Below are 20,448 nucleotides of genomic sequence, written 5' to 3'. Positions count from 1 at the left end.
GATTCGCGGCGTGGTCCCACAGTCTGCGCACGCAGGCGCGCTACGCTGGTCGAGCCGCCCGCAACGCGCACGCACTGCGGACGAACCGACACCCCATGGAACGAGGAGCCCCCATGAGCCAGGACGACAAGAACACCCAGCCCGACGCCTTTCGCTTTCCCACGGCCGCCGACCCGCAGGCGGCGGAGAAGGTGGCGCCGCCCGAGAAGCGCGAACCTGACGAGGACGCCCTGGACCAGGGCATTGCCGAGTCCTTCCCGGCCAGCGACCCGGTGTCGGTGACTGTCAGCCCACCGCCACGCAAGCGGGAGCAAGGCATTCGTCGGCCCGTCAAGGGGCTGGTCGTGTCCAAGTCCTTCGCACTGATCGCCTCGGCCGCCATCGCGGGCCTGGCCATTGCCGCCATCAGCCGGCCCGTGGTGCGGCGCCGGCTGCATCTGCGCTGATCGTCTACTTGGCGGGCGCGCCCGGAATGCCCAGGCCGCGCACGACCGCAGGCCGTGCCACGAAGGCATCCAGCACCCGCTGCACGTGCGTGAATTCGCCGAAGCCGACCAGCTCGCGCGCCTCGTAGAAGCCCACGAGGTTGCGCACCCACGGAAAGATGGCGACGTCGGCGATGGAATAGTCGTTGCCGAGCACCCAGTCCTTGCCCGTCAGGTGCCTGTCCAGCACGCCCAGCAGACGCCTGGACTCGGCCACGTAGCGGTCGCGCGGCCGCTTGTCCTCGTAGTCCTTGCCGGCGAACTTGTGGAAGAAGCCGAGCTGGCCAAACATGGGCCCGATGCCGCCCATCTGGAACATCAGCCACTGCAGCGCGTGATAGCGGCCGGCGGCGTCCTTGGGGATGAACTGGCCGGTCTTGTCGGCCAGGTAGACCAGGATCGCGCCCGACTCGAACAGCGCCAGCGGCTGGCCGTCCGGCCCGTTGGGGTCGAGGATGGCCGGGATCTTGTTGTTCGGGTTGAGCGAGAGGAACTCCGGCGAGGTCTGATCGTTGGCCCCGAAGTCCACGCGGTGCACCTCGTAGGGCAGGCCGCATTCCTCCAGCATGATCGATGCCTTCACGCCGTTGGGCGTGGGCAGCGAATAGAGCTGCAGCCGGTCCGGATGGGTGGCCGGCCACTTGCGGGTGATGGGGAAGGCGGAAAGGTCGTTGGACATGGGGAGTCGAAGTCTTGGGGAGCGAGCGCGCCAGCATGCCAGAAGGCCGGTTGCGGTGCCGGCATGGCTGCCAAAGCGCCCACGCGGCGACCTCCTGCCCGGCCCGCGCTGCAGGCGCTCAGGCCGCGGGCCGGAATCCGGGCAGGCGGTGCATGCGCCGCCGCAGCGCATCGATGAAGGCCGTGACGCGCGCGGGCCGATAGGCGCCCGGTGGCATGGCCACATGGATGCTCACCGGCTCCAGCCACCATCGCGGCAGCACGCGCCGGATGCGGCCTGCGTCGATATCCGCCTGGCACATCCAGGGCGCTGCGGCGCCGATGCCGTCGCCGTTCAGGATGGCGCGGTAGCTGGACAGCAGGCTGTCGGTGCGCAGCGGTGTGTCGATGGGGACCATCTGCGCCCGGCCGCTCCTGTCCAGCAGCCGCAGCGTGCCCATCACATGCGGCACCAGGCCCACGCAGGGCAGGGTGGGCAGGCGTGCCAGCGTGACGGGACCGGTTCGTGCCAGCAGGGCCGGACTGGCCACCAGCACACGCTCCATCGAACCCAGCGCACGACTGACCAGCCCGGGGTCGCGCACCTCGCCCACGCACACCCAGCATTCGGCACCTGACGCAGCGAGGTCCACCACGCGGTCGGTCAGCGTCAGCTCGACCCGCAGTTGCGGCCAGGCGGCGCGCAGGTCGGTCACGGCATCGGTGAGAAAGCCCGTGCCGTAGCCCGATGGCCCAATCACGCGCAGCGTGCCCTCCGGCCGGCTGCGGGCGCCGGAGATGCGCTCGGCCAGTCCAGCCCACCGGTCGGCCAGCGCGCGCGCCTCGGCCACCAGCTGCCGCCCTTCGTCGGTGAGCGAAAAGCTGGCCGTGGTGCGCAGGGCGAGCTTGCAGCCCAGCATGCGTTCCAGCTCCAGCAGGCGGCGGCTGGCGGTGGGCTGTGTGATGCCGAGCGTCCGGGCGGCCTTGCTGAGCGAGCCGGCCTCGGCCACACGCACGAAGGTGTCGAGCAGGTCGAGGCGGTCATGGATCGGCTTCATGCGGCGAGCGTATAGGACTTCATCGTTCCATGCGACTACTGCAATTGCCGGGCCCGCCTTATCGTGCGGCCCCATGAACCGCGCCGCCTCCGACATCGACCCGCTGCCTGCCAGCGCTGACCCGCAACCTGCCCGCCTGATCGGCGACACGCCGCGTGGCGGCTCCGTGCTCAGCTTCTACAGTCCCCGCGGCGCGGCGCGACCGCCGCGCGTGGGCCGGGGCGAGGGCGTCTGGCTCTGGGATGCGGATGGCCGCCGCTACCTCGACGCCACCGCCGGTGCCGTGGTCGCCAACATCGGCCATGGCAACCGGCATGTGATCGCGGCCATGCAGGCGCAGGCCGAGCGCGTGAGCTTCGCCTATCCGCGCTTCTTCGAAAGCGAGCACAACATCGCGCTGGCGGATCGGCTCTGTGCGCTGGCCGGGGAGGGCTTCGACCGGGCCTTCTTCGTCTCGGGTGGGTCGGAGGCCAACGAATCGGCCCTCAAGCTCGCGCGGCAGTACGCCGTGGTCACGGGCCAGGCGGGGCGCTGGAAGGTGATCTCGCGCGACCCCAGCTACCACGGCTCCACCCTGGGCGCGCTGGCCGTGACCGGGGACGCGCACACCCAGGCCATCTACGGTCCCATGGTCAAGCCCATGCCGAAGGTGCCGGCGCCGCTGAGCTATCGCCTGCCGGAAGGCCACACGGCCGAGAGCTACGCCATGGCCTGCGCCGATGCGCTGGAGCGCACCATCGAGCAGGAAGGTCCCCAGACCGTGCTGGCCTTCATCCTGGAGCCCATCGGAGGGCTTTCCACCGGCGCCGTGGTCTCGCCGGCCGCCTACTTCCAGCGGGTGCGGCAGATCTGCGACCGCCACGGCGTGCTGCTGATCTACGACGAGATCATGAGCGGCGCCGGCCGCACCGGCGAATTCCTCGCCGCGCACCACTGGCCGGGCGCCCGGCCCGACCTGGTGACGCTGGCCAAGGGCCTGGCGGCCGGCTACACGCCGCTGGGCTGCCTGCTGGCACCGGCGCGCATCGTGGACGCGGTGGCAGGCGCGGGCGGGTTCGTGCACGGCCATACCTACTTCACCAATCCGATGTCCTGCGCCATCGCCAACGCGGTGATGGACGAGGTCGAGCGTCTGGACCTCGTGGCGCGGGCCCGGGAGCGCGGTGTCGGCCTGCGCCGCCGCCTGGAGGCCGTCGCTGCGCGCTCGCCGCTCGTGGGTGATGTGCGCGGCCTGGGCCTGTTCAGCGCCATCGAGCTGGTGGCGGACAAGGCCACGCGGCGTTCACTGCCGGCCGACTTCAACGCACCGGCACGGCTCACCGAACACGGTCTGCGCCACGGCATCGCGCTCTACAACCGCCGCGCCAACCTGGGGGCCTTCGGCGACTTCCAGATGATCACGCCCCCGCTGACCATCAGCGAGCTCGAACTCGACGAGCTGGTCGACCGCCTGGGCCGCGCGCTGGACGATCTGGCTGACGAAGTGGCCCGGCGCGGTCTCGCCTGAGCCCGGATCGGCCATCGACAACCCTACAACCAGCCGTCTCGCGCTCCTTGCAGGGACGGCGCCCTTGCCGGCCCCGGCTGTCAGCACGCCGACGGGCCGACCCCGCCTTTTCTTCCACGACCCGCGAAAAACACCATGACACTGCCTGCCTTCCTCCGCCTCGGCCTGGCCTGCGCCGGCCTGGCCTTCGCCTGCGCCGCACCGGCGCAGGTGCCCACGGGCAAGGGCCCGCTGCGCCTTGTCGTCGGTTATCCGGCCGGCGGCTCGGCCGACGTGCAGGCGCGCACGCTGGCCGACAAGCTGGCGGCCGACCTCGGCGTGGCCGTGGTGGTCGAGAACCGCACCGGCGCCGGCGGCCAGATCGCCGCCGACTACGTGCGCGGCACCCCACCCGACGGCCTGACGGTGCTGCTGGCCAACATGCACATGATGGTGATGCTGCCGCTGACCTCGCGCTCGGTGCGCTACGACCCCGTCAAGGACTTCGCCGCCGTCGGCCGCATCGCCACCTTCTACGAAGGCCTGGCCGTGCCCGCGGCCCTGCCGGCCAAGGACGTGCGCGAATGGCTGGCCCTGGCACGCACCGACGCCTCGCGCGGCAGCTACGGCGTGCCGGCGCCGGGCAGCGTCTCGCAGTTCATCGGCTTCCGCCTGGGCAGCGAGGCCGGTGTCAAGCTCACCGCCGTGCCCTACCGCGGCGCCGCGCCGCTGGTGCAGGACCTGCTGGGCAACCAGGTGGCGGCCGGCATCACGCCCATCGCCGATCTGGTGCAGTACCAGCAGGCCGGCAAGATCAGGGTCCTGGCGGTCAACGGCGCCCAGCGCGCGGCCCAACTGCCGGACGTGCCCACGCTCAAGGAGCTGGGCCAGCCGCATTTCGACAACCTGGAATGGACCGGCCTGTTCGTGCCGGCCGCCACGCCCGCCGCCACGGTCGCCCAGCTGCATGCCGCCCTCGGCAAGGCCCTGGCGCAGCCGGACGTGAAGGAGCGGCTGGCCAAGCTCAGCAGCGATGCCAACCCGAGCACGCCCGAGGCCCTGACACGCCTGATCGCCGAGGACCTGCAGCGCTGGGGGCCCGTCATCAAGGCCTCCGGCTTCTCCACCGAATGACGGCGGCGATCCCGCCCCACCATGCGCTGGCGCTGCCGGGTGTCCATGGCTACACGGGCGCCAAGACCGTGCATGCCGGCGAGGCCATCGACCTGCACCTGAGCGTGGACCGGCCCTGCCGGCTGGGCATCTACCGCCTGGGCGACGATCCCGAGGACCGCGCCAGCGATCGCCTGGTGGCCGACCTGGGCAGGGTGCAGCCGCACATCCAGCCGATTCATCCCGGCTCCTATGTCCATGTGCCACGTGGGCTGCCGGCCGGCATCGCCCTGCCGGGCCTCAGCCTGGAGTGCTGGGTGATGCCCTGGCGCGTGGACGGTCCGCGCCAGGCGCTGATCACGCAGTGCGATGACCCGGCACAGGGCGGCTTCGGCCTCTTCATCGCATCGGACGGTGCGCTGGGCCTGTGCCTGGCCGATGCCGGAGCGCCGTCGGCCGGCGCTGTCCCCACCCATCGCTGGACCGCCGGCCGGCTGAAGGCCCGCGCCTGGCAGCATGTGGCCGCGACCTGGGACGGCCGCACGTCGGCGCTGTGGATCGACGGCACCTGCGTCGGCCGCCAGACCTGGACCGGCCCCCTTCGTCCCGGCGCCGCGCCGTTGCGGCTGGGCGCTTGCGGCGACGGGGGCGTGGCGCAGGCCTTTGCCGATGTCGACGTCGCCCTGCCGGCCATCCACGAATGCGCGTTGCCGGCCGAGGCGCTGGCGCAGCGCGTGACCGACCGCGGCCGGCACCTGCCCGCCCATCCCGGCCTGCGCGCCTGCTGGCCGCTGCGCGAGGGACGGGGCGAGGTGGTCGCCGATGCCAGCGGCCATCGGCGCAACGGCCGCATCGTCAACCACGGCACCTGGATGATCCGCGGCCCCGGTTTCGACGAGGCCGTGGCCGCCCGTGACGGCGACCCCTTCGCCACTGCCGGGCAGTGCCACGGCCTGCGGCTGGCGGCCGACGACCTCCACGACTGCCGATGGGCCATCACCCAGCGCGTGACGCTGCCGGTGGACGCGCAGCCCGGCCTGCATGTGGCGCGGCTGGGCTTCGAGCTGGACGGGCGCGACGCGGTGTACGACATCACCTTCCTGGTCAGGCGTCCGGCCGGTGCGGCGGCGGCGCCGCTGCTGGTGCTGTGCGCCATGAGCAGCTGGCTGGCCTATGCCGCGACGCCCTTCGCACGCAACACCGTGGACGCCCCGGTCTGGCCGCGCCGATCCACCGGCCTGCCCAACAGCCATCCCGATGCGCCAGCCTACTGCAGCTACACCTTCCACCGCGCAGGCCAGCCCAGCTACTTCACCGGACTGCGCATGCCCTGGCCCAACGCCAGCCCGGCGGCGCTCTACGACCCGGCCGGCAGCGGCTTCGCCCAATGGACGCGGCTGGAGCGCCGCCTGCATGTCTGGCTGGAGAAGGAAGGCTACGACTTCGACCTGCTGGCCGATCTGGACGTGCATCGCGACCCTGCGCTGCTGGCGCGCTACCGCACCGTGGTGGTCAATGGCCACAGCGAGTACTGGTCCACGCCCGTGGTCGACGCCTTCGACGCACTGCTGCGGCGCGGCGGCAGCGCACTCGTGCTGTCGGGCAACACCATGTACCTGCGCGTGAGCTTCGACGAGGACATGGCGGTGATGGAGCAGCGCAAGAACGAGGAGCGCGGCGCCGATCCGGCCCAGGCCGCGCTGCGCCCGCCCGCGGGTCCCTTCGGCGAGGAATTCCACAGCCAGGACTGGATGCGCGGCGGCCAGCTGCGCGGCGTGGGCCGTTCGGCCGCGAGCATCATCGGGCTGGAGACCGCGGGCTGGGGCTTCGCCGATGCGGGCGACTTCGGCGTCTACCAAGTGACGGCGGCGCAGCATCCCTTCTTCGCGCATCCGCAGCCCGTCGGTCTGGCCGAGGGCGACACCTTCGGCCATGCGCCCGGTGGCGGCCTGCCGCGCGCCATCGGCCACGAATGGGACCTGACGGTGGCCAGCCTGCGGCGAATGACGCGCACTGCGCCTCCGGCGGGCGAGGCCCTGCCCGAGCCGCCCTCGGGCCTGCAGGTGATCGCGCAGGGCCGCCGCCGCGTGCCAGGCGCCCTGGACGCCTACCTGGACTGGTTCTCGCGACCCACCGAGGCGCTGGACGGCGGCCTGTCGGCCGAGATGATCGACTGGCAGCGGCCCCAGGGCGGGCGGGTCTTCCATGCGGGCGCGGTCGGTGCGGCCTGGGTCGTAGGGCACGATCCGGCCTTCGACCGGCTGCTGCGCAACGTGCTGCACCACTTCGACGTGCCTGCACCGCATGGCAGGCGCCCACCCGGCGGCCTGACCGGCTGATCGCACGCGCGGCGGCAGCCGGACCCTCGCGCCGGCATCGCTCGATTCAAGCGGCGACCACCTCGGCATCCACCACCGCCGCATGCAGCCGGGCCACTGCATCGGCGCGCCGCGCGAGCACGGCACGCTGGTTGACATAGGCCTTGTCGGTGATCTCGCCATGGTCGGCACTCGGGGGCGCTGACAGCACCAGCGCACGCGTGGGGCAACGGGCCGAGCCCAGGCCGGCGGCCAGGCGCTGGCGCATCGCGACCTGCAGCGCCTCGCGCAGCTTCGCCGGTTCGGCCGTCCCTTGCGGACTGGGAAAGACCAGCAGGCCCACGGCCTCGCGGTCGTGGCCGGTGAGCACCAGGTCCTGCACCCAGGGCGCGAGCTGCGACACCAGCTCGATGCGCAGCGGGCCCACCGACACCCAGGTGCCGCTGCCGAGCTTGAAGTCCTCGGCCACGCGGCCGTCGAAGACGATGCCCCGCTCGGGCCGCGCCGGGTCCACCAGGTAGCCGGCATCGCCGATGCGGTAGTAGCCCTCGGCGTCGAAGGCGGCGGCCGTCTCGCGCGGCTGGTGCCGGTAGCCGGGTGTCACCGTCACGCCCTTGATGCGCATCTCCAGCTTGCCGCCGTTGGGCACGAAGCGCACCTCCATGCCGGGCAGCGGATTGCCGATGCAGCCGGCGCCGTCGAGCGCCCAGTGGGCCGAGGTGATGGCCGGCGAGGTCTCGGTGCAGCCCCAGGAGGTGGTGAGCCACAGCGGCCGGCCCGGCCGCACGCGCTCGGCCAGCGCCTGCAGCCGCTGCCAGGTGGCGGGCGACAGCGCCGCCGCCGCATAGAAGGCCAGCCGCAGCCGCGAGAGGATGTCCGCGGCCAGCGCCGTGTCGGCCTCCATCAGCGGCAGCAGCATGTCGAAGCCGCGCGGCACGTTGAACCACAGCGTGGGCCGTACCTCGCGCAGGTTGCGTGCCGTCTTCTCGACCAGGCCGGGCGCGGGCCGCCCTTCGTCGATGTAGAGCGCGCCGCCATGGGCCAGCACCATGTTGAGGTTGTGGTTGGCGCCGAAGGTGTGGCTCCAGGGCAGCCAGTCCACGAGCACCGGCGGCTCCTGCGTCAGGAAGCGCCAGGTCTGGGCCATCATCTGCTGGTTGGCGCAGAGCATGCGGTGGGTGTTGATCACCGCCTTGGGATGGCCGGTGGATCCCGAGGTCATCAGGTACTTGGCATGCGTCTCGGGGCCGATGGCCGCGAAGGCGGTGCGCACGGCGGGCGTCTCGGGCGTGGCGCCCAGGGTGTCGAAGGCCAGGCCGCCGGACCACGCACCGGCATTGGCGCTGAACACGCAGGGCACGTCGAGGTCGCAGGCGGCGATGGCGGGGCCGTAGACCTGCGCATCCGATGCGTAGATCAGACCCGGCCCCAGTAGCCGCAGCATGCCGGCCAGGCGCGTGTGGTCCTGCGTGAGGCGCGAATAGGCGCTGGAGAGGGAGCAGCTCGGCCGGCCGATGTGCATGGCCGCCAGCATCACCACCGCATGGTCGATGCTGTTGTCCGACAGGATCACCACCGGCGCATCCTCCGGCAGCCGCAGGTCGAGCAGCGCCTGCGCCATGCGGCTGACCTGCGCGCGCAGCTGCGCGTAGCTGACGCGCCGCCAGTCGGCGCCATCCGGCGTGCGCTCGGCCAGCGCGAGGGCATCGGGCGTGCGCTCGGCCCACTGTTCCAGCCACTCGCCCACGCAGCGGGCATAGGGCTGCAGGGCAACGGGCGAGCGCAGCGAGAAGCTGCCGTCGTCGAAGTCGATGCGCACGGCGCGCGGCGGTGCGACCTGGGCCGGATCGGCGAGGAAGTCGATGGGGGACATGGATGTCTCTCGAAAGCGGGCGGGATGCGCAATCACGGCAGGGTGCCGTCCCCGGCCTTGGCGCGCATCAGGTCGATCAGCAGGTCGTCGCGGCTGCGGGCCAGCGCATCCTCGCGGCGCTCGCCGCGGGCCTCGGCCACGCCCTGCACCACGCGGGCCTTCAGCGCGGGCGTCATCGCCGGCTGGCCCAGGTCGCGCCACCAGCTCTCGATGGGCCCGCCCAGGTGCGCCAGCAGCTGCTGCATGCCGCCGTCGCCGCCCGACAGGTGCAGGTTCATGAACGGACCCATCACCGCCCATCGCAGGCCCGGGCCATGGGCGATGGCGGTGTCGATGTCGGCCACGCTGGCCACGCCCTGGTCGACCAGGTGGAAAGCCTCGCGCCACAGCGCCGCCTGCAGCCGGTTGGCGATGTGGCCCAGCACCTCGCGCCGAACATGGATTGGGCGCTTGCCCAGCGCCGCGTAGAAGGCCATGGCGTGTTCGATGGCATCGGGCGCCGTGGACTCGCCACCGCCCACCTCCACCAGCGGGATCAGGTGCGGCGGGTTGAAGGGATGGCCCAGCACCACGCGCTGCGGCGCTTCGCAGCGCACCTGCATGCCGCTGACCGGCAGGCCCGAGCTGCTGCTGGCCAGCAGCACCTGCGGCGGCGTGGCGGCGTCCATGCGGGCATAGAGCTCGGCCTTGAAGTCAGCGCGCTCGGGACCGCTTTCCTGCACGAAGTCGCAACCTTCCAGCGCCCGCTCCAGCGAGGCATCGAAGTGCAGCCGGGCGGGCGATGCACCTTCGGCGAGGCCCATGCGCTGCAGCGTGGGCCAGTGGCGATCGACCGCGGCGCGCAGCCGGTCCTCGGCCCCGGGCGCGGGATCGGTGGCCGACACGTCCAGGCCGCGCGCCAGGAAGAAGGCGGCCCAGCTGGCGCCGATCACGCCGGTGCCGACGATGCCGACGCGGCGGATGTCCGGATGCCCGCTCATGACGCCTTCCAGCGCGCGCAGCGGCTTTCGGCACGCGTGGTCCAGGCGGCCTCGCCGCGGATGGCCTCGACCACCTTGTAGTAGTCCCAGGGCTCCTTCGACTCCGCGGGCGTCTTCACCTGCATCAGGTGCATGTCGTGCACCATCAGGCCGTCGTCGCGCAGCCAGCCGCCCTGCACGAACATGTCGTCGAACCTGGTCTTCTTCAGCTGGGCCATCACCTTCTCGCCGTCGTCGCTGCCGGCCGCCTGCACGGCCTTGAAGTACTGCAGCGCGGCGGAATAGTCGCCGGCATGGAAGGAGGTGGGCATGCGCTTGTGCTTGTCGAAGAAGCGCCGCGCCCAGGCCCGCGATTCGGGGCTCTGGTTCCAGTACCAGCTGTCGGTCAGGAACATGCCCTGCGCCGTCTTCAGGCCCAGCGCATGCACGTCCTGGATGGTGATGATCATGCCGGCCAGCTTCATCTTCTGCGCCAGGCCGAACTCGGCCGCGGACTTGATGGCGTTGACCGTGTCGCCGCCCGCGTTGGCCAGGGCCAGTACGTCGGGCCTGGCGCTGGTGGCCTGCAGCATGTACGAGGAGAAGTCGCTCGCGCCCAGGGGATGCTTGACCGCGCCGGCCACCGTGCCGCCACCGGTCTCCACCACTTTGCTGGCATCGGCCTGCAGCGCGTTGCCGAAGGCGTAGTCGGCCGTGACGAAGAACCAGCGCTTGCCGCCGCCCCTGACCACTGCACTCGCCGTGCCACGGGCCATGGCCACGGTGTCGTAGGCATACATGACGGTGAAGGGCGAGCAGTGCTCGTTGGTCAGGCCCGAGGCACCGGAGCCGACGACGAAGTAGGGCTTCTTCTTGTCGCGTGCCACGCCCGCCATGGCGATGGCGGCGCCGGAGTTCACGCCGCCGATCAGCATGTCCACCTTGTCCACGTCGAACCACTCGCGGGCCTTGGCGGCGGCAATGTCGGGCTTGTTCTGGTGGTCGGCCGTGAGCAGTTCGATCTTCTTGCCGGCGATGCTGCCGCCCATGTCGGCGATGGCCATGCGGATGGCCTCGGCGCCGGCCGGGCCGTCGTAGTCACGGTACACGCCGGACATGTCGCTGATGAAGCCGATGCGGACGGTGTCGTCCGAGATCTGGGCCGAGGCGCCGGTCGCGCAGGCGAGCGCGGCCGCCGCGGCCAGCAGGGCGCGGGTGAAGGTCATCGGGGGTCTCCTCGTGGTGGTCGGAATCAGGCGGCTGCGTCGGCCAGTGCCCCTGGCGCGAACTCGGGCCGCGGCGTGCCAGTGCGCGGCAGGCCCATGAGCGCGCGCGCCTCGTCGGGCGTGGCCGGTTCCATGTCCAGCTCGCGGATCAGCCGCACGATGCGCTCGGTGAGCTGCACGTTGGTGGCCAGCTCGCCCTGGCGGTAGTAGAGGTTGTCTTCCAGCCCCACGCGGGCGTGGCCGCCGAGCAGCAGCGCGGCCACGTTGGCCTCCAGCTGCGAGGGGCCGATGCCGCTGACGCAGAACAGGCTGTTGCGCGGCAGCACATCCACCATCTGCTGCAGGTAGCGCGGCGAGAAGGGCATCGCGTTCTGGAAGTTGCGGTGCACGTTCATCACCAGGTTGATGAAGTGCGGCGCCTCGTCATGGCCTTCCTCGATCAGCGTGGTCACGTCCTGGAGGATGTGCGTGTGCGCGAAGACTTCCCACTCCGGCTTGATGCCGCGCGCCTTCATGCCGGCGGCCAGTTCGCGGCCCTTGGACAGCGGCGTGTCCATCAGGATCTCGCGGCCGCCGAAACTGAGGTTGAGCGTGGTGGCGTCCAGCGTGCACATCTCGGCGCCGGCGTCCATGCCCTTGATGCGCTCCTCCCACGCGATCTCCCAGCGGTCGCCGGGCAGCGGCCGGATCATGTCGCCATGCACGCCGCCGCCGGTGGAGTTGTTGAGCACGATGTCGCAGCCCGCGTCGCGGATGCGCCGGTTGATGTCGCGGTAGATGGCGGGGTTGCAGGTGGCGCCGTCGTCGGGCCGCCGTGCATGGATGGCGACCACGCTGGCGCCGGCGTTCCAGCAGCGCAGCACGTCGGCGGCGATCTCGTCGGGTTGCGTCGGCAGATGGGGGCTCTGCGACTTGTGGGCCATGCCGCCGGTCGGGGCGATGGTGACGATGACCTTGCGCTTGCTCATCGTGTCTCCTGATGTGTTCGTGGTGGGCGCGGCTATTATTTTTTTGGGCCCCTTGCCACTCAGTCGTTGCGATGACATTTGCCCTGGGGGTTAGTACCGTCCCGCGCCGCATCACGGCGCGCGCCAACGATTCCAGGAGACCACCATCCGCCACCGTCCCATGCCCGCGCGCAGAAGCCTCGACGACCTGCTGGCCCACAGCGCCTGGTACCCGGCATTGCCCGAGGCGACGCGGTCGCATGTGCGAGAGCGGATGCGCGAGGCCGAGGTGCCGGCGGGCACCGCGCTGTGCCGCGTGGGCGACGCGCCGCTGCACTGGTATGGCGCCATCGAGGGCCTGCTGAAGTGGTCGGTGGGCAGTGCCGACGGTCGCTCGGTCACGCTCGGCGGCCTGTCGGTGGGCAGCTGGTTCGGCGAGGGCACGGTGCTGCGCGGCGCCGCCCGCACGGCCGACGTGATCGCGCTGCGCGACAGCCGGGTGGCGCTGATGCCGGCCGAGGTCTTCGACTGGTTGCGCAGCCACGAGCCCGGCTTCGCCGACTACCTGCTGCACCAGATCAACGAGCGCATGCACTGGTTCCTGGGCAACTTCGCCGCCCACCACCTGCTGGACACCGACAGCAACGTGGCGCGGGCGCTGGTGGGGCTGTTCCATCCGTGGCTGCATCCGGGCAGCGACCCGCACCTGCAGGTCACGCAGGAGGAGATCGCGCACCTCTCGGGCGTGTCGCGCCAGCGCTGCAACGCCGCGCTCAAGCGCCTGGCCACCGACGGGCTGGTCGAGCTGGAGTACGGCGGCATCACGGTGGTCGACCTGGCCGCGCTGCGCGCCCGCGTGCCTGGCGCCTGAACGGCACCTGGCCGCCCGCTACACGCCCAGCCGCTGTGCCAGTGCGTCGGGCTGCGCCAGCAACTCGGCCGAGGCGCCGGCCAGCACGATGCGGCCCTTCTCCATCACCACCGCCTGGTCGGTGTGGTGCAGCACTTTGTGCCAGTCGCGGTCCACGATCAGCGTGGCGATGCCGCTGGCACGGATCTCGGCGATCACGCGCCAGATCTCCGTCACGATCAGCGGCGCCAGGCCCTCGGTGGCCTCGTCCAGGATCATCAGGCGCGGATTGGTCATCAGCGCCCGGCCGATGGAAAGCATCTGCTGCTCGCCGCCCGACAGCTGCTGGCCGCCGTGCGACAGCCGCTCCGACAGCCGCGGGAAGGTGGCCATCACGCGCTCGAAGGTCCAGGCGCGGCTGCCGTCGATGCCGGGCCGCGCGGCCATCACCAGGTTCTCGCGCACCGACAGGTTGGGGAAGATGCCCCGGCCCTCGGGCACGTAGCCGATGCCCAGCCGCGCCATCTTCTCGGGCGCCCAGCCGGTCACGTCGCGGCCATCGGCCAGCACCTGGCCGGAGGCGGGGCGGACATAGCCCATCAGGCTGCGGATCAGCGTGGTCTTGCCCATGCCGTTGCGGCCCAGCAGGCCCACGGCGCAGGCGGCGGGCACCTGCGCATCGACGCCGCGCAGGATGTGGCTGTCGCCGTAGTAGGTGTTGAGGTCGCGGATGGAGAGCATGGAAGGCGGCTTCGCTTCAGTGTTCATCGCCCAGGTAGGCGGCGCGCACGTCGGGATTGGTGCGGATGGCCTCGGGCGTGCCGGTGGCGATGACGGCGCCGTTGACCATCACCGTGATGCGGTCGGCCACGCGGAAGACGGCGTCCATGTCGTGCTCCACCAGCAGGATGGCGTGGCGGGCCTTGAGCCGCTGCAGCAGCGCGAGCATGCGGTCGGTCTCCTCGGCGCCCATGCCAGCCAACGGCTCGTCCAGCAGCAGCACGCGCGGGCACGTGGCCAGGCACATGGCCACTTCGAGTTGGCGCTTGGCGCCGTGGCTCAGCGTGCCGGCGATGCGGTGCGCTTCGGTGCTCAGGCCCGCGGCCTCCAGCGCCTCGTGGGCGGCGGTGTTGCTGGCCTGGCAGCGTGCCGACGATTCCCAGAAGGCCCAAGCCCGCGGCGTCGCCGCTTGCGCAGCCAGGCGGCAGTTCTCCAGCACGGTGAACTCGCCGAAGATGGTGGTGCGCTGGTAGCTGCGGCCCACGCCGCCCAGCGCGCGGCGCGGCTGGGGCAGGGCGGTGATGTCGCGGCCATCGAGCGTGATGCGGCCGGCCGAGGCCTCGATCTCGCCCGAGAGCATGTTGATCAGCGTGGACTTGCCGGCACCGTTGGTGCCGATCACCGCATGCACCTCGCCCACGTGCAGGTCGAGCGTGACCTCGCTCACCGCCACCAGGCCGCCGAAGCGGCGCGTGAGGCCCTGCACACCAAGCAGTGCCGCGGTCGATTCGACGGCGTTCATCGTGCCGCTCCTTTGCTGGCGGCCATCGGCGACAGCCGCTCCCGCAGGCCGATCAGCCCCTTGGGCAGCAGCGCCACGAAGACGATGATGACGATCCCCAGGCTCAGCTGCCAGTGATCGGCCAGCGGGCCCACCAGGCCGTGGGTGGACAGAACTTCCTTCAGCAGGGTGAAGGCCACCGCCCCCAGCACCGCGCCGCGCAGGTGGCCCAGGCCACCCAGGATGATCATCAGCAGCACCTCGCCCGAGTTGTGCCAGGCCATCAGCTCGGGATTGACCACGCCGTCGCGCGCCGCCACCAGAAAGCCCGCCAGCCCGGCCAGCGCACCCGCGATGACGAAGGCCGCCAGCTTGTAGGCATAGGTGGGAAAGCCCACCGCCCGCATGCGCTGCTCGCTCACGCGGATGCCCGCGAGCGCGGCGCCGAAGCGCGAGCGGCGGATCAGCGCCAGCAGGCCGTAGGTGCCCGCCAGCGCCGCCAGCACCACATAGAACAGCACCAGGCGGTTCTCCATGTCCAGCGCACCGATGGCCGGGCGGATGTACAGGTAGATGCCGTCGCTGCCGCCGCCCACCGGCGTGTCGTGGAAGACGAAGAAGGCCATCTGCGCGAAGGCCAGCGTGACCATGATGAAGTAGACGCCGCGCGTGCGCAGGCTCAAAGCGCCCACCACCAGCGCATAGAGCGCCGCGCCGCCCATGGCCAGCACCAGCAGCACCAGCAGGTTGCCGCCCTCCTTGCCCGAAGCCAGCACGGTGATGTACGCGCCGATGCCGTAGAAGGCGGCATGGCCCAGGCTCACCAGCCCGGTCATGCCCACCAGCAGTTCGAGGCTGAGTGCGAAGATGGCAAGGATCATCACCTTCACCACCAGGTCGGCCGCATAGCCGCCCAGCAGCGGCCCCGCGATGGCCAGGATCACGGCGGCGGCCAGCGGCAGCAGTGCGCCCTGGGGCAGGCCGCCGGTGCGGGTTGGGGTGGAGGAGGGCAAGGGTGGGGTCATCGCGGAAGACGTGGTGGTGTTCATGCGCGCTTGCCCATCAAACCCTCGGGGCGCCAGATCAGGATGATGGCCATGAGGAGGTAGATGCCGATGCCGCTCAGCTCGGCGAAGAAGACCTTGCCGAAGGTGTCGACGAAGCCGACCAGCAGCGAGGCCACGAGCGCGCCGGTGATGGAGCCGATGCCGCCGATCACCACCACCACGAAGCAGATGATCAGCACGCTGGCGCCCATGTTGGGATAGACCGAGGACATGGGCGCCGCGATCATGCCGGCCAGGGCCGCCAGCGCCACGCCGGCCGCGAAGACGATGCGGTAGAGCTTGCGGATGTCGATGCCCAGGCCGCGCACCATGTCGCGATTGCTGGCGCCGGCGCGGATCATCATGCCGAGCCGGGTGCGGTTGACCACCGCATACATGGCCACCGCCAGAACGATGCAGGCCACCGACGCGAAGATGCGATACCACGGGTAGCTCATCACGTCGCCCAGCGCGAAGCTGCCCGCCAGCCAGCCCGGCAACGGCACGCCGTGCACATCGTTGCCCACCAGGATCGAGCGCAGTTCCTCGAACACCAGGATCAGGCCGTAGGTCATCAGCACCTGCTGCAGGTGGTCGCGCTGGTAGAGGTAGCTGAAGAAGGCCCATTCCAGCGCATAGCCCAGCGCCGCCGCCAGTAGCACGCCGGCCACCAGCATCAGCAGGAAGCTGTCGCCGAACAGCGGCGCCAGCGAGAACGCCATGTACGCGCCGATCATGTAGAAGCTGCCGTGCGCCAGATTGATGACGCCCATGATCCCGAAGATCAGCGTCAGGCCCGAGGCAAGCAGGAACAGCAGCAGCCCGTACTGCACCGAGTTCAGGCATTGGACGAGGAAGGTGCCGAGTTCCACGAGTGAGGTTCCGAGATGCGAATTGAAGAGGGGCCGGCCCGGCTGAGCGTCTATTCCGTTCGGCCTGAGCCTTCACTCCGTTCGGCCTGAGCTTGTCGAAGGCCGTGCACGGCGCGGTGCCGGGCTTCGACAGGCTCAGCCTGAACGGTTGTGGTGGCTCAGCCCAAACCTTAGATGCGGCTCAGCCCCAACAGTCGACGCGGCTCAGCCCGAGCGATGGGAGTGATCTCAGGCTGGCAGAAGAAGATCGGTCCTACCGAGCAGGCAGGATCGCTTACATCCTGCATCCACGCCCAGGGTCTGCAAGACCCTTGATCGCCACATTCACCAGCTTGTTCTCCTTGCCATCCACCTTTCGCAGATAGATGTCCTGCACCGGGTTGTGGGACTTGCCCACGGTGAAGGCGCCGCGGGGGCTGTCGATCTTCGCCTTCTCCACCGCGGCGGCGAACTCGGCCTTCTTGCTGGCATCGCCCTTGGTCGCGGCCAGACCGACGCCCAGCATCTGCGCCGCGTCGTAGCCTTGCACGGCGTAGACGTCGGGCTGCAGCTTGAAGGTCTTGGCGTAGGCGGTGCGGAAGGCGTTGTCCTTGGGCGTGTTCAGGCCATCGGCATAGTGCAGCGTGGTCAGCATGCCGGCGGCGGCGTCGCCCTGGGCGTCCAGCGTGCCGTCGGTCAGGAAGCCGGGGCCGTACAGCGGGATGGTCTTGTTCAGGCCGGCAGCCGCATAGTCCTTCACCAGCTTGACGGCGCCGCCGCCGGCCATGAACGAGTACACGGCGTCGGGCTTGGCCGCCGCGATCTCGGTCAGCAGGGCCTGGAACTCCACATTGGGGAAGGGCAGGGTGAGTTGCTTGACCACCTTGCCGCCGCCCTTCTCGAAGCCTTCCTTGAAGCCGGCCGTCGACTCATCGCCGGCGGCGTACTTCCAGGTCAGGGTGATGGCGGTCTTCTTGCCTTCCTTGGCGGCGACCACGCCCATGGCATAGGCCGGCTGCCAGTTGCTGAAGCTGCTGCGGAAGATGTTGGGCGCGCACATGGGGCCGGTCACCGCGTCGGCGCCGGCGTTGGGCACGATCAGGATGGTGCCGCTTTCCTTGGCCGCCTTGGCCATGGCCATGGCCACGCCGGAGTGCACGGTGCCGATGATCACGTCGACGTTGTCGCGCTTGATCAGCTTGTTGACGTTGTCGGTGGCTTTGGCCGGGTCGGACTCGTCGTCCACCTTGAAGTACTCGATCTCGCGGCCGCCGAGCTTGCCGCCCTGCTCGTCCACGTAGAGCTTGAAGCCGTTCTCGATGGCCACGCCCAGCGCGCTGTAGGTGCCGCTGAAGGGCAGCATCAGGCCGACCTTGAGCTTGCCGGCGCCTTGGGCCGAAGCGGCGGCGGCCAGACCGGCCAGGGCAAAGGCGGCGAGGGTGTTGCGGGGGAAGCGGATGGGCATGCGTCTGTCTCCTGGATTGTCGTGAAATTACTTTACAACTAAAGCAATGTAGGCGGCTTCGGTGTTTACCTGGGCGCGGCAGCGGGTGCCCCGCGCAAGGAAGGCGCGAGCATGCGGCCTGTGGCCTCGATCACCTGCTCGGGTTGATCCCTATGGGGCGAGTGGCCGCAGCCCGGAATGGGCAGCAGCTGGGTGCCGGGCACGCGCGCCGCGATGCCCTCGATCTGCGCCAGCGTTCCGTACTCGTCGTCCAGGCCCTGGATGGCGAGCACCGGGCAATGGATGCCTTCGATGTCGGCTTCGATGTTCCAGGCGCGGAAGGCCGGTGCCAGCCAGATGTCGTTCCAGCCGCGGAAGGCCGAGTCCACGTCGTCGTGATAACGGGCCAGGCGCGCGCGCAGGTCCGCATGGTCGTAGGCCTGGCGGGCGAGCTCGATGTTGTGCACCGTCACGTCCTCGACGAAGAGGTGCGGCGCCAGCAGCACCAAGCCGGCCACCGCCTGTGGATGGCGGGCGGCGAAGAGCAGGGCGATGGAGCCGCCGTCGCTGTGACCGAAGAGCCACACGGGCGTGTCGATGCCCAGGGCTGCGAGGAAGGCGGGCAGCACCTCGTTGGCCTGACGGTGCATGAAGTCCACGGTCAGCGGCTCGTTGGCGGGCCGCGGCGTGGAGCGGCCATAGCCGGGGCGCGAGTACACCAGGCCGCGCACGCCCAGCGCCTGGCACAGGCGGTCGGGGAAGTCCTTCCACATCGCCACCGAGCCCAGCCCTTCGTGCAGGAAGACGACGAGCGGTGCCGTCTCGGCACCCGCAGGCACGATGAAGCGGTGCTCGATGCGCACCGCCCGGCCGCGCCAGTCGATCTCGGCGAAGTCGACGGTGCTCATGGTCTTGCTCCTTCCCCCGCTGGGGGAAGGTGGGGATGGGGGCCCGTGCGGACGCAAGGGGCGCTGCCGGCCCCCACCCCAGCCCTCCCCCAGCGGGGGAGGGAGCAAGACAGCGCGCCTGCTCTCGGTACCGCGTGATCGTGCATGGCCATTCGACTCATGCCTGCTCCCGCTCTCGCAGCCGGAAGCGCTGGATCTTGCCCGTCGCCGTCTTGGGCAGCTCGTCGATGAACTCGATCAGCCGCGGGTACTTGTAGGGCGCGAGCCGGTCCTTCACGAAGGCCTTGAGTTCGGCATCGGTGGCGGGCTGGCCGGGCTTGAGCACCACGTAGGCCTTGGTCTTGGTCAGCCCCTCGGCATCGGCCACGCCGATGACGGCGGCCTCCAGCACGGCGGGATGCTGCACCAGCGTGGCCTCGACCTCGAAGGGCGAGACATAGATGCCGCTGACCTTGAGCATGTCGTCGCTGCGGCCGGCGTAGGTGTAGTAGCCCTCGGCATCGCGCACGTACTTGTCGCCGGACTTGGTCCAGCCGCCCAGGAAGGTGTCGCGCGTCTTCTCGCGGTTGCCCCAGTACATCAGCGCACTGCTCGGGCCGCGGATGTAGAGGTCGCCCACCTCGCCATCGTGCACGGGGCGGCCGTCCTCGCCGCGCAGCTCCACCTCGTAGCCCTCGACCGGGCGGCCGGTGCTGCCGTACCGGACGTCGCCCGGCCGGTTGGAGAGGAAGACATGCAGCATCTCGGTGGAGCCGATGCCATCGATGATGTCGCAGCCGAAGTGCGCCTTGAAGCGCTGGGCGATGTCCGCCGGTAGCGCCTCGCCGGCGGAGGAGCCCATGCGCAGCGCCACCTGATCGCGTGCAGGCAACTGCGACGAGGCCAGCATGCCCGCATAGCCCGTGGGTGCGCCGAAGAAGACCGTCGGCCGGTGCTCGGCCTGCGTCCAGCGCTTGAAGACGGCCTCGGGCGTGGGCCGCTCGGCCATCAGCACCACGCTGGCGCCCACCGACAGCGGAAAGGTCAGCGCATTGCCCAGGCCATAGGCGAAGTAGAGCTTGGCGGCCGAGAAGCACACGTCCTGCTCGGTCAGCTGCAGCACCGCCTTGCCGTAGAGCTCGGCCGTCCACCACAGGTTGCCATGGGTGTGGACGGTGCCCTTGGGCTTGCCGGTGGAGCCAGAGGAATAGAGCCAGAAGCCCGGGTCGTCGGGCGTGGTGGGCGCGGGGGCGGGCCGTGGCTCGGCGGCGGCGATGGCGTCTTCGAGCGCCTGCATGCCGCGCGGCAGCTCGCCCGTGGGCTGGGCCACGATCACCGACTGCAGCTCGTGCGTGCCCCTCTCCATCGCGCTCTGCAGCACCGGCAGCAGCGCACCGCCGACCAACGCGGCCTGGGCGCGGCTGTGTTCGAGCATGTAGGCATAGTCGTCGACCGTGAGCAGGGTGTTGACGGCCACCGGCACCACGCCGGCGTACAGGCTGCCCAGGAAGCACACGGGCCAGTCCTGCGTGTCGTGCATCAGCAGCAGCACGCGCTCCTCGCGGCGCACACCGGCGGCGGCCAGGGCCGCAGCCAGGCGGCGGGCGCGGTCTTCCAGCTCGCCATAGCTCAGCACGCCGCGGTCGTCGATGTAGGCGGGCTTGGCGGCGCGGCCGCGGTTGAGGGCGAACAGGTGTTCGGCGAAGTTGAAGCGGGCGGGCAGGCTCATCGTTGTCTCCTAATCACT

Annotated in this window: 18 protein-coding genes; 5 read left to right on the top strand and 13 right to left on the bottom strand. The window is 70.5% G+C overall.

The window, feature by feature from the left end; all coding sequences use genetic code 11:
• The first annotated feature begins 113 nt into the window (after positions 1–113).
• Positions 114–446: a hypothetical protein gene (locus QZ772_RS21015; protein WP_295530508.1), complete on the top strand. Its 333-nt coding sequence runs from the start codon at positions 114–116 to the stop codon at positions 444–446.
• 4 nt (positions 447–450) lie between these two features.
• On the opposite strand, the gene QZ772_RS21010 is transcribed toward QZ772_RS21015, so the two are convergent.
• Positions 451–1,164 carry a glutathione S-transferase N-terminal domain-containing protein gene (locus QZ772_RS21010; RefSeq protein WP_295530505.1) on the bottom strand — a complete coding sequence of 238 codons (714 nt, stop codon included), beginning with the start codon at positions 1,162–1,164 and terminating at the stop codon, positions 451–453.
• 118 nt (positions 1,165–1,282) lie between these two features.
• On the bottom strand, positions 1,283–2,200 hold the full coding sequence (locus QZ772_RS21005) for a LysR family transcriptional regulator (RefSeq protein ID WP_295530502.1): 918 nt from the start codon (positions 2,198–2,200) through the stop codon (positions 1,283–1,285).
• A 73-nt stretch (positions 2,201–2,273) separates the two neighbouring features.
• Here QZ772_RS21005 and QZ772_RS21000 point away from each other — a divergent pair, with 73 nt between their 5' ends.
• The 3 genes from QZ772_RS21000 to QZ772_RS20990 all read left to right on the top strand — a co-directional run bounded on the left by QZ772_RS21000 (position 2,274) and on the right by QZ772_RS20990 (position 7,138).
• On the top strand, positions 2,274–3,707 hold the full coding sequence (locus tag QZ772_RS21000) for an aspartate aminotransferase family protein (protein ID WP_295530498.1): 1,434 nt from the start codon (positions 2,274–2,276) through the stop codon (positions 3,705–3,707).
• Positions 3,708–3,842: 135 nt separating this feature from the next.
• Positions 3,843–4,820 carry a tripartite tricarboxylate transporter substrate-binding protein gene (locus QZ772_RS20995; protein WP_295530495.1) on the top strand — a complete coding sequence of 326 codons (978 nt, stop codon included), beginning with the start codon at positions 3,843–3,845 and terminating at the stop codon, positions 4,818–4,820.
• A complete protein-coding gene (locus QZ772_RS20990; RefSeq protein ID WP_295530491.1) occupies positions 4,817–7,138 on the top strand; it encodes a N,N-dimethylformamidase beta subunit family domain-containing protein in 2,322 nt (773 codons plus the stop codon). The genes QZ772_RS20995 and QZ772_RS20990 overlap by 4 nt, the downstream gene beginning before the upstream one ends.
• Positions 7,139–7,184: 46 nt before the next feature.
• Here QZ772_RS20990 and QZ772_RS20985 read toward each other — a convergent pair whose 3' ends face one another.
• From QZ772_RS20985 to QZ772_RS20970, 4 genes are read right to left on the bottom strand one after another with little or no spacing between them, the layout of a single operon-like run.
• Positions 7,185–8,990, bottom strand: a complete 1,806-nt coding sequence (locus QZ772_RS20985) for a feruloyl-CoA synthase (protein ID WP_295530488.1) — start codon at positions 8,988–8,990, stop codon at positions 7,185–7,187.
• A gap of 32 nt (positions 8,991–9,022) precedes the next feature.
• Positions 9,023–9,970 carry a 3-hydroxyacyl-CoA dehydrogenase NAD-binding domain-containing protein gene (locus QZ772_RS20980; RefSeq protein ID WP_295530485.1) on the bottom strand — a complete coding sequence of 316 codons (948 nt, stop codon included), beginning with the start codon at positions 9,968–9,970 and terminating at the stop codon, positions 9,023–9,025.
• Positions 9,967–11,175: an ABC transporter substrate-binding protein gene (locus QZ772_RS20975; RefSeq protein ID WP_295530482.1), complete on the bottom strand. Its 1,209-nt coding sequence runs from the start codon at positions 11,173–11,175 to the stop codon at positions 9,967–9,969. The genes QZ772_RS20980 and QZ772_RS20975 overlap by 4 nt, the downstream gene beginning before the upstream one ends.
• A gap of 26 nt (positions 11,176–11,201) precedes the next feature.
• Positions 11,202–12,143, bottom strand: coding sequence for a 3-keto-5-aminohexanoate cleavage protein (locus tag QZ772_RS20970; protein ID WP_295530479.1), 942 nt, complete (start codon positions 12,141–12,143; stop codon positions 11,202–11,204).
• 160 nt (positions 12,144–12,303) lie between these two features.
• Between QZ772_RS20970 and QZ772_RS20965 the strand changes: the two genes are divergently transcribed.
• On the top strand, positions 12,304–12,993 hold the full coding sequence (locus QZ772_RS20965; protein ID WP_295530476.1) for a Crp/Fnr family transcriptional regulator: 690 nt from the start codon (positions 12,304–12,306) through the stop codon (positions 12,991–12,993).
• Positions 12,994–13,011: 18 nt separating this feature from the next.
• Here the strand turns inward: QZ772_RS20965 and QZ772_RS20960 are convergent, their stop codons facing one another.
• The 7 genes from QZ772_RS20960 to QZ772_RS20930 all read right to left on the bottom strand — a co-directional run bounded on the left by QZ772_RS20960 (position 13,012) and on the right by QZ772_RS20930 (position 20,430).
• The gene (locus QZ772_RS20960; protein ID WP_295530473.1) at positions 13,012–13,713 is read right to left on the bottom strand and encodes an ABC transporter ATP-binding protein; all 702 of its coding nucleotides are present in this window, start codon (positions 13,711–13,713) and stop codon (positions 13,012–13,014) included.
• A gap of 16 nt (positions 13,714–13,729) precedes the next feature.
• Positions 13,730–14,494, bottom strand: a complete 765-nt coding sequence (locus QZ772_RS20955) for an ABC transporter ATP-binding protein (RefSeq protein WP_295530470.1) — start codon at positions 14,492–14,494, stop codon at positions 13,730–13,732.
• Complete coding sequence (locus QZ772_RS20950; RefSeq protein WP_295530468.1) at positions 14,491–15,498, bottom strand: branched-chain amino acid ABC transporter permease; 1,008 nt, start codon at positions 15,496–15,498, stop codon at positions 14,491–14,493. Before QZ772_RS20950 ends, QZ772_RS20955 begins: the two co-directional genes overlap by 4 nt.
• 20 nt (positions 15,499–15,518) lie before the next feature.
• Positions 15,519–16,391, bottom strand: a complete 873-nt coding sequence (locus tag QZ772_RS20945; RefSeq protein ID WP_017757730.1) for a branched-chain amino acid ABC transporter permease — start codon at positions 16,389–16,391, stop codon at positions 15,519–15,521.
• 274 nt (positions 16,392–16,665) lie between these two features.
• Positions 16,666–17,835: an ABC transporter substrate-binding protein gene (locus QZ772_RS20940; protein ID WP_295530464.1), complete on the bottom strand. Its 1,170-nt coding sequence runs from the start codon at positions 17,833–17,835 to the stop codon at positions 16,666–16,668.
• Positions 17,836–17,900: 65 nt separating this feature from the next.
• On the bottom strand, positions 17,901–18,722 hold the full coding sequence (locus tag QZ772_RS20935; protein WP_295530461.1) for an alpha/beta hydrolase: 822 nt from the start codon (positions 18,720–18,722) through the stop codon (positions 17,901–17,903).
• A 157-nt stretch (positions 18,723–18,879) separates the two neighbouring features.
• Positions 18,880–20,430: a benzoate-CoA ligase family protein gene (locus QZ772_RS20930; protein WP_295530459.1), complete on the bottom strand. Its 1,551-nt coding sequence runs from the start codon at positions 20,428–20,430 to the stop codon at positions 18,880–18,882.
• Positions 20,431–20,448 lie beyond the last annotated feature (18 nt).

The sequence above is a fragment of the uncultured Pseudacidovorax sp. genome (assembly GCF_913773995.1).
Classification (GTDB): Bacteria; Pseudomonadota; Gammaproteobacteria; order Burkholderiales; family Burkholderiaceae_C; genus Xenophilus.
The sequence above is the reverse complement of the archived record's forward strand: the minus strand, read 5'-3'. Positions and strand labels throughout refer to the sequence as shown.

Coding starts and splice junctions, on each gene's coding strand:
- QZ772_RS21000 (WP_295530498.1), top strand. CDS start 2,274: ATGAACCGCGCCGCCTCCGACATCGACCCGCTGCCTGCCAGCGCTGAC.
- QZ772_RS20950 (WP_295530468.1), bottom strand. CDS start 15,498: ATGACCCCACCCTTGCCCTCCTCCACCCCAACCCGCACCGGCGGCCTG.
- QZ772_RS21010 (WP_295530505.1), bottom strand. CDS start 1,164: ATGTCCAACGACCTTTCCGCCTTCCCCATCACCCGCAAGTGGCCGGCC.
- QZ772_RS20985 (WP_295530488.1), bottom strand. CDS start 8,990: ATGTCCCCCATCGACTTCCTCGCCGATCCGGCCCAGGTCGCACCGCCG.
- QZ772_RS20960 (WP_295530473.1), bottom strand. CDS start 13,713: ATGCTCTCCATCCGCGACCTCAACACCTACTACGGCGACAGCCACATC.
- QZ772_RS20975 (WP_295530482.1), bottom strand. CDS start 11,175: ATGACCTTCACCCGCGCCCTGCTGGCCGCGGCGGCCGCGCTCGCCTGC.
- QZ772_RS20965 (WP_295530476.1), top strand. CDS start 12,304: ATGCCCGCGCGCAGAAGCCTCGACGACCTGCTGGCCCACAGCGCCTGG.
- QZ772_RS21015 (WP_295530508.1), top strand. CDS start 114: ATGAGCCAGGACGACAAGAACACCCAGCCCGACGCCTTTCGCTTTCCC.
- QZ772_RS20935 (WP_295530461.1), bottom strand. CDS start 18,722: ATGAGCACCGTCGACTTCGCCGAGATCGACTGGCGCGGCCGGGCGGTG.
- QZ772_RS20930 (WP_295530459.1), bottom strand. CDS start 20,430: ATGAGCCTGCCCGCCCGCTTCAACTTCGCCGAACACCTGTTCGCCCTC.
- QZ772_RS20990 (WP_295530491.1), top strand. CDS start 4,817: ATGACGGCGGCGATCCCGCCCCACCATGCGCTGGCGCTGCCGGGTGTC.
- QZ772_RS20970 (WP_295530479.1), bottom strand. CDS start 12,143: ATGAGCAAGCGCAAGGTCATCGTCACCATCGCCCCGACCGGCGGCATG.
- QZ772_RS20995 (WP_295530495.1), top strand. CDS start 3,843: ATGACACTGCCTGCCTTCCTCCGCCTCGGCCTGGCCTGCGCCGGCCTG.
- QZ772_RS20955 (WP_295530470.1), bottom strand. CDS start 14,494: ATGAACGCCGTCGAATCGACCGCGGCACTGCTTGGTGTGCAGGGCCTC.
- QZ772_RS21005 (WP_295530502.1), bottom strand. CDS start 2,200: ATGAAGCCGATCCATGACCGCCTCGACCTGCTCGACACCTTCGTGCGT.
- QZ772_RS20980 (WP_295530485.1), bottom strand. CDS start 9,970: ATGAGCGGGCATCCGGACATCCGCCGCGTCGGCATCGTCGGCACCGGC.
- QZ772_RS20940 (WP_295530464.1), bottom strand. CDS start 17,835: ATGCCCATCCGCTTCCCCCGCAACACCCTCGCCGCCTTTGCCCTGGCC.